A 16,686-nucleotide genomic window follows, 5' to 3' on the forward strand; every position below is an offset into this window, starting at 1 on the left:
CCCCGAAAAATAGTTTCTTTATTCATAACCCGTTATGTCAGTTTCTGAAACAAAAACGGGGAATTCCATTCCTCCCCCTGCTCATCCTCAGGCATCGGCTCCTGATGCAGCCCCATTTGCACAGTGAACATAAATGTCGCTCCCTGCCTGGAAGTCGTATCCAGCCGAATATCACCGCCCATCATCTGAATAAGGTTTCTGCAGATGGCCAGTCCAAGCCCGGTTCCTCCGTATTTGCGCGTCATGGAGGAATCCAGCTGCGAGAAAAGCTGAAACAATTGATCCGCTTTGTCGGGTGGTATACCGATCCCGGTATCCTTTACCGTAAATTCCAGGGTGACCTTACCCTTGCCCGACTCCCCGGCAGACACCCGTAAATGGACGCCCCCCTGATCGGTAAATTTAATAGAGTTAGAGATCAGGTTGATCAGCACCTGGCGCAAACGCGCCATATCACCGAACACCACATTCGGAACACCAGACTCCACATGGAAACCCAGCTCCAGATTCTTTTTTTCGGCATCCCTGGAGAAGAGACTGAACACCTCCTGAATACAGGAATTAAGCTTAAACGGATGCTCTTCAAGCTCCATTTTGCCGGATTCCAGCTTGGTAAAAACAAGAATATCATTGATGACAGCCACCAGCGCATCTGCACTGCGGCGTATAATATCACCGTATTCCCGCTGCTCATCCTTCAACTCCGTTTCCATCAGCAGGTCAATCATGCTGATGACTCCATTCATCGGGGTACGGATTTCATGGCTCATCATGGCCAGAAACTCGGTTTTGGCTTTCGCGGCAACCTCCGCCACTTCCTTGGCGGTGATCAGCTCCTGGTTCATCTTTTCCAGCTCCAGCGTTTTTTGCTGCAGCAGCATGGACTGGGTTTTCAATCGTTTGTTGGTCAGATACATTTGCACGAAGCCTTCAATTTTCGACTTTAGAATTTGTGGAATAAAAGGCTTCACCATGTAATCGATTCCGCCTGCGGAATATCCCGCAAACAGATGCTCCGCTTCCTTGCTGTTGGCAGAAATGAAGATGATCGGGATATCCTTCGTCTTCTCTCTGGCTTTAACCAGCTTGGCTGTTTCAATACCGTCCATCCCCGGCATTTGCACATCAAGCACGATAACGGCAAAATCATCCTTCAGCAAACAGCGCAAGGCCTCTTCACCCGAAGTTGCCTTGACGAGATTATACTGTTCACTCTCAAGAACCGCTTCCAGTGCAAGCAGGTTCTCCGGTCGGTCATCTACCAGCAAGATATGAATCGGTTCATGCAACCCCATAGAATCCTCCTAAGCTCTCTATTTAATCTTCCGGTATATTTTCTCTACCCGGTCAAGCGGCTCGTAAAAGTCGCTGTAATCCGTAAAATGGATAGACTCCTTCGCCCCCAGCACCAGCACGCCAAAGCGGCTCAGGCTTTCATGAAACAAACCGTGCACCTGATTCCGCAGCTCATCGTTGAAGTAGATCATGACGTTGCGGCAGAAAATGACGTTGAATTCATTGAAGGACCGGTCTGTAGCCAGATTATGCTCCGCAAAGATCATATTTTTGCGCAGGAAAGGATGAAACATGACCGAGTTATATTTGGCTGTGTAATATTCCGAGAATGACTGTGCTCCGCCGGAAGCCAGGTAGTTTTTAGTATACAGCTTCATTTTATCGATTCCGTAAACCCCTTCTTTGGCCTGCTGCAGCGACCTGGCATTCATATCGGTGGCATAAATGCGCGCCTTGTCATAAAGCCCCTCTTCATGCAGCATCATCGCCATCGAATACACCTCTTCACCGGTCGAACAGCCCGCATGCCAGATTCTGATATACGGGTATGTGCGCAACATCGGAATGATCTTCTGACGAAAGGTGCGAAAGAACTGCGGGTCCCGGAACATCTCCGTAACCGGAATGGACAAGCTTTGCACCAGTCTCTCAAAGCAGACGCGATCGTGCAAAACCTTCTCCTGCAAACCCGATATGGACTTTACACCTTCCGACCGGGCACAGTGATGAATGCGGCGCTTCAGCGAAGGAAGGGCATAATTTCTGAAATCATAGCCATACAAACGGTGTATACCCTCAATCAGCAGCTCCAGCTCAATTTGCTCCCGCTCATCCGCATTCAGTCTCCCTTCCTCTTCAGATTTTCCTTCCACCAGATCTCTCGCTGTCATATACTCGCTCCACTTCCTAAAGGTTTTACAGGTTGCCGGTTCAATTCCGTTCCGTTTATATCTATTACCCCGAAAAGCCGGCTACGAATACAGCCACACTCTCATTAATGATAGGAGCTGATCCGTTTGAATCGGTTTTTTGACATAATCCGAAGCCCCTGCCTCAATGCACTTCGCCCGATCTTCCTTCATGGCCTTCGCCGTAAGCGCAATAATAGGCAGCCTCTCGTATTCCGGCATGTTCCGGATATGTCCCATCGTCTCGTAGCCATCCATTTCAGGCATCATCATATCCATGAGAACCAGATCGAACTTCGTATCTCCTTGAAGCAGCTCCAGAGCCTCCTTGCCGTTCTCCGCAAAGGTGACGTTCATGCGGTAGCCCTCCAGCACACTCGACAAGGCGAATATGTTGCGGATATCATCATCGACAAGCAAAATGTTTTTCCCCTCGAACAATTCCTCTTTGTTGTACAGCTTTTGCAGAATGCGGCGCTTGTCCTCTGGCAAATTGGCTTCCACCCGATGCAGGAACAGCGTCGTCTCATCCAGCAGCCGTTCCGGAGATTTGACATCTTTGATGATGATGGACTCCGCATATTTGCGCAGACGCATTTCCTCCTTGCTGTTCAGCTCTTTGCCTGTGTAAATAATAATCGGCAGATCGCTCAGGCTCTCATCATCCCGGATGCGGTCCAGCAGATCAAAGCCAGTCATGTCCGTCAGCACCAGATCGAGCACCATACAGTCATAGTGCTGGCTTTTCAGCTCATCCAGCGCTTCTTTGCCGGTAGAAACGGCTGTAATGGCAACATCATCATGCTCGATAAGTTCAATGATGGATTGCCGTTGGGTATCATTGTTCTCCACGACCAGCAGCCGCTTCAGCTTGCTGTCCATGTAAGATGAGATTTGGGCAAAAGCTTTGTCCAGGCTTTCTTTGGTCGAAGGCTTCTTCAGATAAGCAATGGCCCCCATCATCAAACCCTGCTTGACATCATCCATCACGGAAATGACATGCACCGGGATATGCCTCGTGGCAGAGTTGCTCTTCAGCTCGCCCAGAATGGACCATCCGTCCATCACAGGCAGCTGAATATCTAGAATAATGGCGTCAGGGAGGTAGGTTTTTGCCATTTCAAGCCCCATGTCTCCCTGCAGGGCGGACAATGCTTTGTAGCCGCGGTTTCTAGCCATTTCAATCAGAATATTCGCAAAATTCACGTCATCTTCGATGATCAGCAGTACTTTATCCTTGGGGCCAATCTGCTCCCGGTCATCTTCCAGCTTGGGCGTATCCGGTACAGGCTGCTCCCTGTCAGGCTTTCTGCTCACTTCGAAAGGGAAACGACCCTCCCTGATCCTTTGCATATCAGGGTCAATCATCGGAGCCGCTTCTCGTCTTGCGTACTCGCTCACCACAGGTCCGCTCCCGGCATCTTCCGGCACCTTCGCTGCAGCCTCCGCAGGCAGGTACAGCGTAAAGCAGCTTCCTTCTCCCTGCAAGGACTCAACCTCGATGCCGCCGCCAAGCAAGCGGGACAGCTCGCGGCTGATGGACAACCCCAGACCGGTACCACCGTATTTGCGGCTCATAGTCCCGTCTACCTGCTGGAACGCCTCGAAGATCAGATCCGTTTTGTCCGGCGCAATGCCGATGCCGGTATCACGAACAGACAGTGCCAGATAAGGCTGGTTCTCATTCAGATAGGCTGGCAGCTCTTCCTTGTTCGCCTCGGCTATCGTAAATTCCACCGAACCTGACGATGTGAACTTGAAGGCATTGGACAGCAGGTTGCGTATAATTTGCTTCACACGGTATCCGTCGCTGATGATGGCTTGCGGAAGCCTGCCTTCCCTTTTACTCACTAGCTTCAGTTCTTTTTTGGCCGCTACCGGCGCAAAGTTTTGCTCAACAAACTTCTCAAGCCCCTCCAGGCTGACGGATTCATAATTGATTTCCATCTTTCCGGCGTCTACTTTGGACAGATCCAATATTTCGTCGATCATTTTAAGCAAATCGGCCCCTGACATATAGATGGTCTGGGCGTACTCGACCTGCTTCGAATTCAGATTAGCATCCCTGTTCTCGGACAGCAGCTGGGACAGGATGAGCAAGCTGTTCAGGGGTGTGCGCAGTTCATGCGACATGTTCGCCAGAAACTCCGATTTGTATTTGCTGGTCACGGCAAGCTGCATCGCCTGTTGCTCAAGCTGCGCACGCGCCTTCTCGATCTCCAGGTTCTTCTCTTCCACTTCCTGAACCTGTTCCTCCAGCACTCTTGTCTTGGCCATCAGCTCTGTATTGAAATGCTCCAGCTCTTCCTGCTGCCGCTGCAACTCTTCCGATTGGCACTGCAGCTCCTCCGTGAGCGCCTGCGATTCGCGCAGCAGTTGTTCCACGCGCAAACGGCGCTGAACGTTGTTAAGAATAACGCCAAGATTCATCACCAGCTGTGAGAACAGCCTCTGTTCAAGCTCCTCGAACGGCTTGAATGCTGCCAGCTCGGCTACGCCCAGCAGCTCGTCCTCGAACACGATCGGATAAATCATAATGCCGGTCGGCTGCGCTGCCCCAAGCGAGGAACTGACGGATAAGTATCCAGGTGGCGCCTGATCCAGAATCACCGGTTTATGATCCATAGCGCTCTGGCCAATCAGCCCTTCCCCGAGCATGAACTCTTCCTTCCTTAACATCGATTTACCCGTCCCTGCGTAGGAGCCGAAAACAAATAACGTATCAGGCTGCTTCTCTTCATCCAACAAATAAATAGAGCCATAACTGGCGCCCAGAATAGGTGTGAATTCACTGATAAACATCTGGGCGATTTGCTCGCGTGAATTCACGCCCCGCAGCAGTTCCGTAACGCGTGCCGTATTGTTGCTGAGCCAGGTCTGGTCCTTCTGCGACTGGATAATGGATTGCTCCAGCTGACGTTTCTCCTCCAAATCGTCGGCCATTTCTTTGAATACCTGCGCAATTTGGCCGATTTCGTCCCTGGAGGTTACTCTCAGCCGCCTGATGGCTTTAAAACGTCCTTTGCCGAAGCCGTTAATCATCAGCGCCACGGTGTTAAGTCCGCGCGTAATGCTCGGAAGCACCCAGAGAATGATCAGCAGAGACAGTAGCAGACCGGCAGCCATAATGAGGGTTGACGTTTGGATGGCTTCGCGGAACACCTCTCTGGAAGCGGCTATTTCGTTGTCCACCTCGGTATCCTGATAATTGGAGAGCGTATTAATTCCCTCCACTACAGCTTCCTGGGCAACCAGCCCTGTACTGTTCCTGTACGCATTGGCTTGATCATAATCTCCCTGCCCAAGAAGCTGCATAAGGTGGGCTTCATATTGTTTAAAGCTTTCCCATGAGGTTTCCACATTGTCTATCAGCACCTGTTCAGAGGCGGAGGAAGGGCTCCCTTTAATCGCTTCAAAAGTAATATCCCCTGTGGCAATCATCTGATCGAGCTGCTGCTTTCCCTCGGAAACGGAAGCGCCTGGGTTAAGCAACAAATTAACCATAACTATAGCCATATCATTCACCTGGCTGCGGATCACAGCGGTCTGACGGACCTTCAAATAACGGTCTTCATATACTTTGCCCAGTTGACTGTTCATTGTACCCAAACGGTCATAACCGATCAGGGTCAGCACGATCATGACCGCCATCAGCGCCCCGAAGCCGATGAGCAGTTTATTTCTGATTTTCATGCCAAAGCCTCTCCTTCTTTCAGCGAAATCCACACCAGACACTTATCGTCATCGCGATCCAGCGGCACTTCCACTTCAAAGAAAGCCTTCCGCATGACGTCCTCTTCCCATTCACGATAGTCGCGCAAATGATGGATCAAATATTGCAGCTGCTGTTCATGATCCCCTTCCACCGCTTCGAGCAGCCCGTCCGTATACAGCGCAATCCGCTCGCTTCCCTCGTAGTGGATCGTTTCCGCCTGGACTTCGATTTTGTCGAACAGCCCCACCGGATAGCAGACGCTGTCCAGTGTGGCGACATTTCCGTCCTTCCCGATCATCAGCCCTGGGGGATGCCCGGCGTTAACATAGTCGATGCGCTTCATCCGGGTATCGATTACCATATAAATGGCTGTAAAATAGTATTGAACAAGCTGCTTGCCCAGATCCAGCTGATTAAAGCGGCGGTTCAGCTCCTGGATCACCTTCTCGGGATCCACGTAAGTGGTGACGGTGTCTTTGAGAACCGAAGCGATGAACATACAAAACAGGGAGGAGGAAATGCCGTGTCCCATCATGTCCAACAGAATGACAGCATAACGTCCATCCCCCAGTGGATACCATGAATATAAATCTCCAGCAAGCTCAAAAGACGGCTGGTACAAAGCGTGAATATGCAAGAGTGGGTCCTCTATGGCCGGACTGAGCACAGCCTGCTGCACCATCGCGGCCAGCTTGAGTTCGTCCTGAATCCGCTGGTCCCTTTCCTTATGCCAGTCCTTCTCCTGCTTCAGACGCAGCGCCAGCCGGATTCTCGCCATCAGCTCCACTTTATTGATTGGCTTGGTTACGTAGTCCATGGCTCCCGCATCCAGTGCCTCGGCCAGCTTTTTCGAATCGCCGACCGCCGTCACCATAATGATCGGGATGTCCTTGAGATGCTCATATTCCTGAACGATACTGCAGGCTTCAATGCCGTCCATTTCGGGCATCATCATATCAAGAAGTATCAAATCAATATCCGAAGGGTGGGGACGGATTTCAACCGAACGGTCCTCCAGGCCCAAATATTTGAACATTTCTGCGGCTGAGGTGGCGGAGACCACATTCCTATAGTTTTCCTTCTTCAATATCTCCCGGATAATGATCACATTCGTCGGATTGTCGTCTACGATTAAAATTCTCATCTCTCTCTCCTTCTTCATTTGTGACTGAGCTATCATAAACATAGATAAGGAATGAGACGAGCGTGCCCCATTCCTTATCTATGTTTACGGATGATTCCAGGTAATGCCTGGAAGAGCAGCCGGTTTGAATCAGGATTTTTTGGCAATCACAAGCACTTTGCCAAGATCAAGCTCTTTTTCATAAAATGCTGCTTCGGCTTCAGTGAAGCCCATCGACACGATTTTGGCACGCAGCTCGTCGCCACGTGAGCGGAACAGGTTAGCCAGAGAGTCAAACATGCCTTCTTCCTTCATGCCAATTTCTTGTGCATCCGCTGTCCCGGCAATACGGTCCGTACGGTCCTGACTATGCGCCAATACAAACACGTCTTCATAACGATAGCCTGTATTGCGCAACTCCTTAACCGTTTCCACGGCCTGCACCCCGTTTTCCACCACTTTTGCATAAGCCTGTGCATTCGTCGAATTCATCGTTCTCACTCTCCTTAACAGTATTCTGGTTGCACTGTTTGGGCCGGCTCAGGTACGTTGTATCATTAACCTGCTGCAGCGATTTTGAAACATTTACTGAGAATTTTCAGCAAAAAACTCCACGAACTGCAGCTCTCCATTCGCCTGATCAGTATAAACTTTGATGGCTTTGTGCCCACGAATGTACACATCCCCGTCTTCTGCCGCAAACTGGGCGCCCCCCAGTTCCTGAGCAAGCGTGCCCCGGTTCAGCGGCAGCCAGCGGTCATTGATCTTAACCCGCATGGCCTCCGGGTCCACATGCACGTAATCGACATACCCGTCCCGGATGCCTACCACGGCGTCAGCATAATGGTATTCGGTTGAGCGAAGCAGCCAGTCTTTCGTAACCTGCAGTGGTTTTCCTTTTTTATGCAGAACATCTTCTTCCCGGTCATCAAGCGAGATGCCATTCAGAGTAATGAACTGGGTCATGTGAGACGGCTGCCCCGGGAACCTTGCCACCGCCTGCACCGCCTTGCCCGCAGTTGGCGGCAAAGCAGCAGTCTGAACCGCATCCGCTCCGGAAAAAGGAGAAAGCAAAGCTGCAAGCATCATCAGTTGGATCAACATCATTCTGCTCACCCTTTCAATGAGTTTCATTGCTTCCGGTAGTGCGGATTCACCGGCGGTTTATCTGCTTCGCATTCTGCTCCATGCCCCGGCCGCAATGTCCACATAGGCCAGCCAGTTTCTCGCTTTACCGGATTTGCCGTACACCGCATCATAGCTTTGGAACGTGCGGTCTGCTGACTGGGACGGGCTTGCCGGCACCCGTTCCTTTGCTGCGGCGCGGGCCGTTTTCGTCTTTTGCAGCTTGGACATGAACGTCGTGGACAGTTGCTTGCCCGCTGCCGTGATTTCCGCCAGGACATCCCCCAGATTTTTTACCGTGGTCACGACCGGATCGATCTGCTTCATTTTGTTTTCCACGTCCACCGTGATGTCGTTCGCATGTCGCAGCATCTGTTTGACCTCATAGCTTAATTCATCAATCGTTTTTTGCACCTCTTGCAGCGTATCTGTTACCTTCTCCAATGAAGCCGAAGCCGATCGAAGAGTTCTGACCATAAAAAATACAAGCACCGCAAACGCGACCGCGATCATAAAAATACTGATTTGTGTTAGCATAGCCTAACCTCGCTTTCCTGTCGCAGATGTCTTCGTTCCCCTTGTACTGCTTAGTTACCCCTACCATTAGGGCACGAAACAAACGATATGCGAAACGATATGCGGGCTATAGCCCAGAAGTGCAAGTCCTCTGCCGGAAAGATATACTGCACAAAAAAAAGCCCTGAACTCAGGCGGACATAGACCCGCCAAAGCCAGAGCTTTGCTACGATTGTTTATTTTAAAATCCGGTCGGCCACACTGCCACCAAACAGGAAATGATCCTGCCAGGTTTTGCTGAAATCGGTGACCTTCACGCCTCCGGCAGCCGCCGAGAACGTATGCAAAAGCTGGTTGTTCCCCAGGTAAATCGCTACATGCGAAATGGTGGAATTCGGCAGGCCAAGCCCTGCTTCGGCTTCCGCCCTTGAGCTTGCATAGTCAAAGAATACCAGGTCTCCGCGCTTCAAAAGGGAAATGTCGTACACTGGCTCGCTGTTCTGCTGAACCCAACTGCCCTGCTGGCGGGAATCCGCCGGAAGCTGGTAGCCCAGTCCCTCCAGAAAAATTTGCCGGATAAAGTCCGAGCAGTCAAACGTATCTGTCGTGTTCCGGTCAGAACCGAATTCATATGGGGTGCCCAAATAACTCATTCCGGTGGCGATGACCGTTTCGATCCCCTCGGACACGTCCGTTCCGGTGTAAGCAGGCTCAATCTGCTTCACCGGCGGAGCGGAAAGAACAGGAGGCTCACTCCAGGAGGAAGCAGCAGACAAAGAAGATGTAGCAGCCGGAGAGGACCCAAGGATGCCTCCCTTCTTCAGAAACTTTTCCGAAGAGCTGACATAACCGCTCAGACCGCTGAAAGTCTGCACCTTATACCAGTAAGGGTCGGTTGTATCAAGAATGGAGACTACCTCACCCGTTCCAAGCACGCCCAATACAGCGGACTGCGTGGACGGCTGTTCGCGCAAATTGACGGTGGTCTGAATCGTTCCCGTCTGGCCGGCTTGTCCGGATAAAGCAGTGGCCGTTGAATTCACTGTCACATTGACGGAAGCTAATGAACCGGCAGGCTTCTGCGGGGCGGCTGCTGTAGCAGGGACGTTTGGTGTTGGTGAAGACGCGCTCCTGCCGATCTTTATGTATTGAGAGGAGCTGCTTGTGTACCCCGTTAGACCGGCGGCTGTCTTTACTTTGTACCAATAATTGTCCGCCTGTCCGAGGATGGTGACCGTTTCCCCCTGCTTCAGAAAAGCGGCGGTTTCGCTGTCCATCGACGGTGCCATTCGCAAACGAACGGCGGTTTGAATCACGGCACTCTGTTCGGAAGAAACAGCAACCGGCGCAGCCGAGGCAGAGCCAGAGAACGCTGCATCCGTTAAAATGCCTAATACCGAAGATGCGAGCAACAGGGTTAAAGCGCTCTTTTTCATGTGTTACCTCCATGCTTTCTGCAGCTTTATTTGCTAAATTCCAACATGATTTCTCTCAATTATAATAAAGCATGGAGGAGTTCGACATAGTTCTTATGGCCCATTACCTTTTGTAGTGTTATCCCTCACGCTCAGCATAACTCCGGCAATGATCAATATCCCGCCGATCCAATCGTAAATATGCATTACCTCCCCAAGGAACACAGACGAAAATAATACGCCGAATAGAGGAACCAAGTTCATCAGCGTCACAGCCGTACTGGAGCTGAGTCCGCGCAGCCCGTAATTATAGAGCATAAATGCTGCCACCGAGCAGAAAATCCCCAGATAAAGGAGCATCCATAGCGACTCCGCAGTTGGCGCCTGCCATCTGGACCTTTCGAGCAGGGCAAGCGGGATAAATGCAATCGTTCCGGTGATGGTCTGGTAAAATGAAACGGTGACCATCGAATAACTGCTGACCACTTTGCGTGTTGTAAAGTTGTAGGCAGCAAATACAACGCCGGCAGCAATCAAAATCAGGTTGCCTGTCAGCTGCCCCGAGCCGGCTCCCTGACTACCGCCTGAAATCTGGTATACCCCCGCTATAGCCATTACAATCCCCAGCCCCTTCAGCCAGGAAATTTTCACACGGTAAAATATAAATTCAAGCAGTGCGGTAATAGCCGGGTAAGAGGCGACGATCAAAGCGGCGCTTGAAGCCGTTGTCAGTTCAAGTCCGATATTTTCCAGCGCGAAATAGAGCGTTGTTCCCAGAATTCCGCTCAATGCCATCCACCCCAGGTCCTTCGGCGCGGGTAAGGCAAATTCTTTTCTGACCAGCATCACCACTCCCAAAATGACCGAAGCTATGAGAAAACGGGCTGCCCCCAATGTAAGAGGAGGAAAGGAATGATAAGCGACCTTGGTCCCTACAAATGAGGTACTCCAAATCAATATGGCAGCAACAGCGGCGGTCAAGTAAAGGCTTCTGCTGCTTTGTGCTTGTTCCATACCCGGCCTTCGGGCATCAGTTGAAGTATCCATGCTCTACCTCCTGGCTATTATGACTATAATAATTAGTCGCTACTTATGTAGTCACTACATAAAAGGTATAGCATTGGCATGATAGGGTGTCAAGTGTAATAATGGAGTATAATCGGATAAACGAACGAAAACGGGCTTTTGAGCGAAGCGAGGATCAGGAGGTTCAAGGATGAAATCGGAAATCATCAAAATGCTGCAGAATTTGAATTTTACTGAGTATGAAGCCAAAGCGTATTTGGCGCTGCTTGATAAATCGCCTTTATCGGGGTATGCGATTTCTTTGAATTCAGGCGTGCCCCGCTCCAAAATTTATGAGGTGCTGAGCGGCCTGGTGGAGCGCGGTGAGGTGATGGTCAGCCATGAAGATCCGTCGTTGTATACCCCGCTGCCGCCGCAGGAGCTGATCCGGCTGAAAAAAAGCAAAATGGAATCCTCTTTTGAGACTGCCGAAGCAGCGCTCTCCCACTACTCCTATGTTTCTCTGAACCGGGAAAATATTTGGAATATCACCGGATATGAGGCCATATTGAGCCGTACAAAGGAAGCGATCCACCGGGCGTCAGGGCGTATTTTGCTGGAGATCTGGACAGAGGAAGCACAGCTGCTGGAACCGGAACTACGGCAGGCGGCAGAGCGGGGCGTAGAGATTCTGATTGTTGTATACGGAGAATTGGAATTCGATTTTGCACAGATATATCCACATGATTCGAGTGAGGAGATTACGCAGGAATACGGCGGCCGTTGGATCGTAGCAAGCACGGACGACCGCGAAGTGGTCGCAGGCATCGTGTCCCTCGGCACCGACAGCCGCGCCGCCTGGACGATGCACCCCGGCCTCGTCATGCCGATCACCGAGGTCATCATCCACGACCTGTACATCTATGAGATGCTGCAGGCGCACCGTGAAACGCTAGAGCACACCTTCGGCCCCAATCTGATCGAGCTGCGAAAAAAATATAATTTCGGACCATCCGGCTACAGCATGGCGGTAAGGTTGGGGCTAGGAAAATAACACTATTCACTCATCCCGTTCCTGAGGAAATCCTTCGCTTTTTACTTCACGCTGCTCGGTTCTACGTGGACATGCACATGCATAATGTTGTGCGCCTTTTTCATCCGCTCTTCAATCTTGTCGCTGATTTGATGGCTCTCAATAAGCGTCAAATCGGGCTTGACCTCAATGACGACATCCACCAGCACGTGATTGCCATGGACACGCGCCTTCACATCCCGTATCGCTTCCACCCCCGGTGTTCTGGCTATCGTGCTGCGCAGGTCAGACAACTGACTTTCATCAAAGCCGTCCGTCAGCGTGTGCGTGCAATCCCTGAAAATTTCCCAGGCGGTTCTACAGATGAGCAAGCCTACAAGAATGGCGGCCACCGTATCCAGCCACGGCAGGCCGAACTGTGCGCCGATAATCCCGACCGCGGCCCCGATACTCACCATAGCGTCGGACAGGTTATCCTTTGCCGCAGCCATCAGGGCCTTATTGTTGATCGCGCGGGCAAGCCTCCGGTTATACAGGTACACGCCCATCATGGCGACGGCACTGATCACCGCAACTCCCGCACCAAGAATATCAGGCTCCTGTTTGCCGCCCTCGAAGATGGACCGGACAGCCTCCACCAGCACCTGCAACCCCACCGCAGCCATAATGAAGGACGCAATCAGGGCGGCTACTGTCTCTGCACGGAAATGCCCGTAGGCATGGTCGGAATCCGGCGGTTTTTGGGAAATGCGCAGGCCGATCAGCACAGCAACGGAAGCCACGATATCCGTCACGTTGTTAAATCCGTCCGCAAGCAGAGCGCTGGAGAACAGCAGGTACCCGCATATAATTTTAAAGGCCGAGAGAATAAGATAAGCCGCTATGCTGACCCAGGCTCCTTTTTCACCCCTGCGAATTTCCTCGTACACATCCGGCAATGTAGACACTCCTCACCCAAAATATAAAGGCCAAACCAATTTCCTTATGGTAACAGACAATGCTCCAGTGGGTCTAGAGAAACAGTGTTTCTTGTCTACAGGGCTGTAGTGACAGCGAAAAAATATTGCTTATGCTCATTCGTGTAGTGTATTAGAAAATATTTTTCCCTTGAACAAAATGTCTGTTTTAATCCTATCCGCTCTTATTCATATTGCCCTTGTCCAGCCTGTTAAAAACGTATAAAATGGGTTCAGTATGCGCCGCATGCAGTCCCATTTCCGGACCCAATCTGGCGGCATCAGGAGGAGTTTACAATGAGTGATAATCAGGATAACCAGAACCGTGAGGAACCCCGTAAAATTGATTTGGCGGAAGCCGTCCGGCAGAAGCTGGCCCAAAAGAAACAGCAAGCGGGCAACCCGCAGGGCGGCGGATTTCATGGTGGCCAGACCAAGACGCTTAAAAGTCAAAATACGAAAAAACCGAATAACCAGCGTCGTCGTACCGGAGGCTCCTGAGCTTGTGCCCGTAAGATAAAAAAGCGAAAAAAAGGGGAGTCCCGGGTCAATAGACCTTTGGGACTCCCCTTTTTTGTTCATATGAAAGTTCTGTGGAAAGTCATTAAGAGATTTCCACAGGGTACATGCGCTCACGCAGTTGCTTGATTTCTTCGCTCTCCAGATATTCGTCATAGGTCATCACGCGGTCGATGACACCGTTTGGCGTAATCTCCACGATGCGATTCGCTATGGTTTGAATAAACTGATGGTCATGGGAGGTAAACAGAAGGGTGCCGTCAAAGTCAATCAGGCCGTTATTGAGCGCCGTAATCGATTCGAGATCCAAATGGTTCGTCGGCTCATCCAGCAGCAGCACATTGGCTCCGTTCAGCATCATTTTCGCCAGCATGCAGCGCACCTTCTCGCCCCCGGACAGTACGCTGGCCTTCTTCAAGGCTTCTTCACCAGAGAACAGCATGCGTCCCAGGAAGCCGCGCAGGAAGGTCTCATCCTGATCCTTGGAATATTGACGCAGCCATTCGACCAGATTCAGCTCAACCCCGTCGAAATATTTGGAGTTGTCTTTCGGGAAATACGCCTGGCTCGTTGTAACTCCCCACGTGAATTCCCCGGATTCCGCCTCCCTCTCGTTCATCAGAAGTTCGAACAGCGTGGACTTGGGCAGCCCGTTCGGGCCGACAAATGCGATCTTGTCGCCTTTGTTGACCACGATGCTGAATTCGTCCAGTACCTTCTCCCCTTCCACCGTTACGCTCAGGCGGTCCACCGTCAACAGCTGCTTGCCGGCTTCGCGTTCAGGCTTGAAGTTGATGAAAGGATATTTCCGGTTGGAAGGCCTGATGTCCTCCAGCGTAATCTTCTCCAGCTGCTTTTTGCGGGATGTCGCCTGCTTGGATTTGGAGGCATTGGCCGAGAAGCGCTGGATAAATGCCTGCAGCTCTTTAATTTTCTCTTCTTTCTTCTTGTTCGCATCGCGTGTCAGCTGCAGCGCAAGCTGGCTGGACTCGTACCAGAAGTCGTAGTTGCCGACGTACATCTGAATTTTACCGAAATCGATATCCGCAATATGCGTGCAGACCTTGTTCAGGAAGTGCCGGTCATGGGATACAACGATGACGGTACCTTCATAGTCCATAAGGAAATTCTCCAGCCACTGGATCGACTCCAGGTCCAAATGGTTCGTAGGCTCGTCAAGCAGCAGATTGTTAGGGCGTCCAAACAATGCCTGTGCAAGCAGTACCCGCACCTTCTCATTGCCGCTCAGTTCGGCCATCTTCTTGTCATGAAGTTCGCGTGCAATGCCAAGGCCAATCAGGAGAGCAGCAGCGTCAGGCTCGGCGTCCCAACCGTTAAGCTCCGCAAATTCTCCTTCAAGCTCGCCGGCGCGCAGTCCGTCTTGCTCGGAGAAATCAGCCTTCGCATACAGTGCGTCCTTCTCCTTCATAATTTCATAAAGCCGGGTGTGTCCCATAATAACGGTCTCCAGCACCGGGTATTCATCGTATTCATAATGGTTCTGCTTCAGTACGGCCAAGCGTTCGCCCGGTGTCATATGGACCTCGCCGCTGTTAGACTCAATTTCCCCGGACAAAATTTTCAAAAATGTCGATTTGCCGGCTCCGTTTGCACCGATCAGGCCGTAACAGTTACCTGGTGTAAATTTAATATTTACATCTTCAAAAAGTGGGCGCTTGCCATATCGAAGCGTTACGCCGCTTGTACTGATCATATTTGCATTACCGTCCTTTATTCATTTTGGCATAAATCCGTGTCCTAGCTTCGTATTATAACACAGAACAAGGGCGGATTTGAACCTTCCGCCCTTGTTCTAGCTGATTTTCTATTTCCAGGATAAGGAACCCGCCTTAACCTTCCGGTTTTCAATCCGCAGCATTTCCCCATGTCCCAGCACACGGATGCGTTTTCTGGCGATGCCAAGACGCTTTCGCTCCGCCTCCAGCCTGTCAAGCGCTTCCTTCGGTGTATCGTCCGCCAGCTTGAACGTCCCGTAATGCATAGGCACCATCAACTCGGACCCGGTATCCAGAAACCCCTGCAGCGCTTCTTCCGGCGTAACATGCTGTGAGGTCATGAACCACTCCGGCTCATAAGCACCAATCGGCATCAAGGTTACATCAATATCAAACCGTTCCCCGATATCCTTAAAACCGCGGAAAAATCCGGTGTCTCCCACAAAGTACAGCGTAGGCGGCACAGGCTCCTCAGCCTCGCTGCCTTCATTCTGCAGGATTCTTCCATGGCTGGGCAGATGTTTCCCGGATTCCAGCACATATCCGCCCCAGTGGGAGGTGTTGGTATCCGTAAGCGTCCGGCGTGTCCAGTGCTGTGCAGGCACAAAGCTGATTCGTACCCCGCCGATCATGACATGCTCCCACCAATTCAACTCCACACAGTTATGGAACCCTTTTCTGATCATTTTGGATTTCAACCCGGACGGCACGATCAACTGGGTCTTCGCACTGTATAATTTGCGCAGGGAGTTGATATGCATGTGATCATAGTGGGAGTGGGACACGAGAATGACGTCAAGCGGAGGGACATCCTGAATGGGGATGCCCGGACGCGCAAGACGGCGGTTCAAGGCCATGCGTTCAGCCCATACCGGGTCGGTCACGATATTCAGCCCAAGGTACTGGATCAGAAACGTGGAATGTCCGATCCACGTCATTGTGGTCTCCTCCCTATTGCCATGAAGAAACTCCACATCCGCCGTATGGAACGGGACCGTAAAGGAATAATCTTTTATCTTGCGGCGGCGCTCTTCACGCCATTGCCGGAATTGTTTGAGCGTTTTATCCGTACTTACATTGTCGATGTTGTTGAAGCGGTACTTGGGCATTCCCTCATGGTCTCCTCTCCTTGATGGCATCCGTCCGGGAAGCTATATCTAATCGGCGGATGAATCCGGGTTATCTCTCTATATAAGTATAAATCAAGCAAGAGCAAAAGGAAAAAAGGCGTTTTTTTCCTCCAGATCATACGTATTATATGCATAATACACGCCTCTGATTGCAATCCGTACGAGTGCTTTCCGATACATGGCGAGCCCTCCTTTTCTCGATTGGAATA

Annotated in this window: 13 protein-coding genes and 1 pseudogene; 2 read left to right on the plus strand and 12 right to left on the minus strand. The window is 51.1% G+C overall.

From position 1 onward, the window contains the following. Positions 1-56: 56 nt before the first annotated feature. From ACE41H_RS16915 to ACE41H_RS16955, 9 genes and pseudogenes are all read right to left on the minus strand, one after another. Positions 57-1,295, minus strand: a pseudogene (locus tag ACE41H_RS16915) (response regulator); the annotation flags it as partial. Between the two features lie 18 nt (positions 1,296-1,313). Further along, the gene (locus ACE41H_RS16920; protein ID WP_375356651.1) at positions 1,314-2,186 is read right to left on the minus strand and encodes a CheR family methyltransferase; all 873 of its coding nucleotides are present in this window, start codon (positions 2,184-2,186) and stop codon (positions 1,314-1,316) included. Positions 2,187-2,267: 81 nt separating this feature from the next. Further along, positions 2,268-5,897: a response regulator gene (locus ACE41H_RS16925; protein ID WP_375356652.1), complete on the minus strand. Its 3,630-nt coding sequence runs from the start codon at positions 5,895-5,897 to the stop codon at positions 2,268-2,270. Next, the gene (locus ACE41H_RS16930; RefSeq protein ID WP_375356654.1) at positions 5,894-7,063 is read right to left on the minus strand and encodes a PP2C family protein-serine/threonine phosphatase; all 1,170 of its coding nucleotides are present in this window, start codon (positions 7,061-7,063) and stop codon (positions 5,894-5,896) included. Before ACE41H_RS16930 ends, ACE41H_RS16925 begins: the two co-directional genes overlap by 4 nt. A gap of 129 nt (positions 7,064-7,192) precedes the next feature. Then, the gene (locus tag ACE41H_RS16935; RefSeq protein ID WP_375356655.1) at positions 7,193-7,534 is read right to left on the minus strand and encodes a YflT domain-containing protein; all 342 of its coding nucleotides are present in this window, start codon (positions 7,532-7,534) and stop codon (positions 7,193-7,195) included. A 93-nt stretch (positions 7,535-7,627) separates the two neighbouring features. Then, complete coding sequence (locus ACE41H_RS16940) at positions 7,628-8,149, minus strand: hypothetical protein (protein WP_375356657.1); 522 nt, start codon at positions 8,147-8,149, stop codon at positions 7,628-7,630. Between the two features lie 57 nt (positions 8,150-8,206). Further along, entirely contained in the window at positions 8,207-8,704 is a 498-nt protein-coding gene (locus ACE41H_RS16945) for a DUF948 domain-containing protein (protein ID WP_375356659.1), read from the minus strand. A gap of 215 nt (positions 8,705-8,919) precedes the next feature. Then, a complete protein-coding gene (locus ACE41H_RS16950) occupies positions 8,920-10,119 on the minus strand; it encodes a C40 family peptidase (RefSeq protein WP_375356660.1) in 1,200 nt (399 codons plus the stop codon). Between the two features lie 93 nt (positions 10,120-10,212). Continuing rightward, positions 10,213-11,145, minus strand: coding sequence for a DMT family transporter (locus ACE41H_RS16955; protein WP_375356662.1), 933 nt, complete (start codon positions 11,143-11,145; stop codon positions 10,213-10,215). 169 nt (positions 11,146-11,314) lie between these two features. Between ACE41H_RS16955 and ACE41H_RS16960 the strand changes: the two genes are divergently transcribed. Continuing rightward, positions 11,315-12,157, plus strand: coding sequence for a TrmB family transcriptional regulator (locus tag ACE41H_RS16960; protein WP_375356663.1), 843 nt, complete (start codon positions 11,315-11,317; stop codon positions 12,155-12,157). 41 nt (positions 12,158-12,198) lie between these two features. On the opposite strand, the gene ACE41H_RS16965 is transcribed toward ACE41H_RS16960, so the two are convergent. Then, positions 12,199-13,074, minus strand: a complete 876-nt coding sequence (locus ACE41H_RS16965; RefSeq protein WP_375356664.1) for a cation diffusion facilitator family transporter — start codon at positions 13,072-13,074, stop codon at positions 12,199-12,201. Positions 13,075-13,389: 315 nt separating this feature from the next. Here ACE41H_RS16965 and ACE41H_RS16970 point away from each other — a divergent pair, with 315 nt between their 5' ends. Further along, positions 13,390-13,593 carry a hypothetical protein gene (locus tag ACE41H_RS16970; protein WP_375356665.1) on the plus strand — a complete coding sequence of 68 codons (204 nt, stop codon included), beginning with the start codon at positions 13,390-13,392 and terminating at the stop codon, positions 13,591-13,593. Between the two features lie 103 nt (positions 13,594-13,696). On the opposite strand, the gene ACE41H_RS16975 is transcribed toward ACE41H_RS16970, so the two are convergent. Then, positions 13,697-15,325 carry an ABC-F family ATP-binding cassette domain-containing protein gene (locus ACE41H_RS16975; protein WP_375356666.1) on the minus strand — a complete coding sequence of 543 codons (1,629 nt, stop codon included), beginning with the start codon at positions 15,323-15,325 and terminating at the stop codon, positions 13,697-13,699. A gap of 111 nt (positions 15,326-15,436) precedes the next feature. After that, entirely contained in the window at positions 15,437-16,456 is a 1,020-nt protein-coding gene (locus ACE41H_RS16980) for an MBL fold metallo-hydrolase (protein ID WP_375356667.1), read from the minus strand. Between the last annotated feature and the right edge of the window lie 230 nt (positions 16,457-16,686).

The organism is Paenibacillus enshidis (assembly GCF_042136365.1).
GTDB classification, from domain to species: Bacteria; Bacillota; Bacilli; order Paenibacillales; family Paenibacillaceae; genus Paenibacillus; species Paenibacillus enshidis.

Coding starts and splice junctions, on each gene's coding strand:
- ACE41H_RS16920 (WP_375356651.1), bottom strand. CDS start 2,186: ATGACAGCGAGAGATCTGGTGGAAGGAAAATCTGAAGAGGAAGGGAGA.
- ACE41H_RS16925 (WP_375356652.1), bottom strand. CDS start 5,897: ATGAAAATCAGAAATAAACTGCTCATCGGCTTCGGGGCGCTGATGGCG.
- ACE41H_RS16930 (WP_375356654.1), bottom strand. CDS start 7,063: ATGAGAATTTTAATCGTAGACGACAATCCGACGAATGTGATCATTATC.
- ACE41H_RS16935 (WP_375356655.1), bottom strand. CDS start 7,534: ATGAATTCGACGAATGCACAGGCTTATGCAAAAGTGGTGGAAAACGGG.
- ACE41H_RS16940 (WP_375356657.1), bottom strand. CDS start 8,149: ATGATGTTGATCCAACTGATGATGCTTGCAGCTTTGCTTTCTCCTTTT.
- ACE41H_RS16945 (WP_375356659.1), bottom strand. CDS start 8,704: ATGCTAACACAAATCAGTATTTTTATGATCGCGGTCGCGTTTGCGGTG.
- ACE41H_RS16950 (WP_375356660.1), bottom strand. CDS start 10,119: ATGAAAAAGAGCGCTTTAACCCTGTTGCTCGCATCTTCGGTATTAGGC.
- ACE41H_RS16955 (WP_375356662.1), bottom strand. CDS start 11,145: ATGGATACTTCAACTGATGCCCGAAGGCCGGGTATGGAACAAGCACAA.
- ACE41H_RS16960 (WP_375356663.1), top strand. CDS start 11,315: ATGAAATCGGAAATCATCAAAATGCTGCAGAATTTGAATTTTACTGAG.
- ACE41H_RS16970 (WP_375356665.1), top strand. CDS start 13,390: ATGAGTGATAATCAGGATAACCAGAACCGTGAGGAACCCCGTAAAATT.
- ACE41H_RS16975 (WP_375356666.1), bottom strand. CDS start 15,325: ATGATCAGTACAAGCGGCGTAACGCTTCGATATGGCAAGCGCCCACTT.
- ACE41H_RS16980 (WP_375356667.1), bottom strand. CDS start 16,456: ATGCCCAAGTACCGCTTCAACAACATCGACAATGTAAGTACGGATAAA.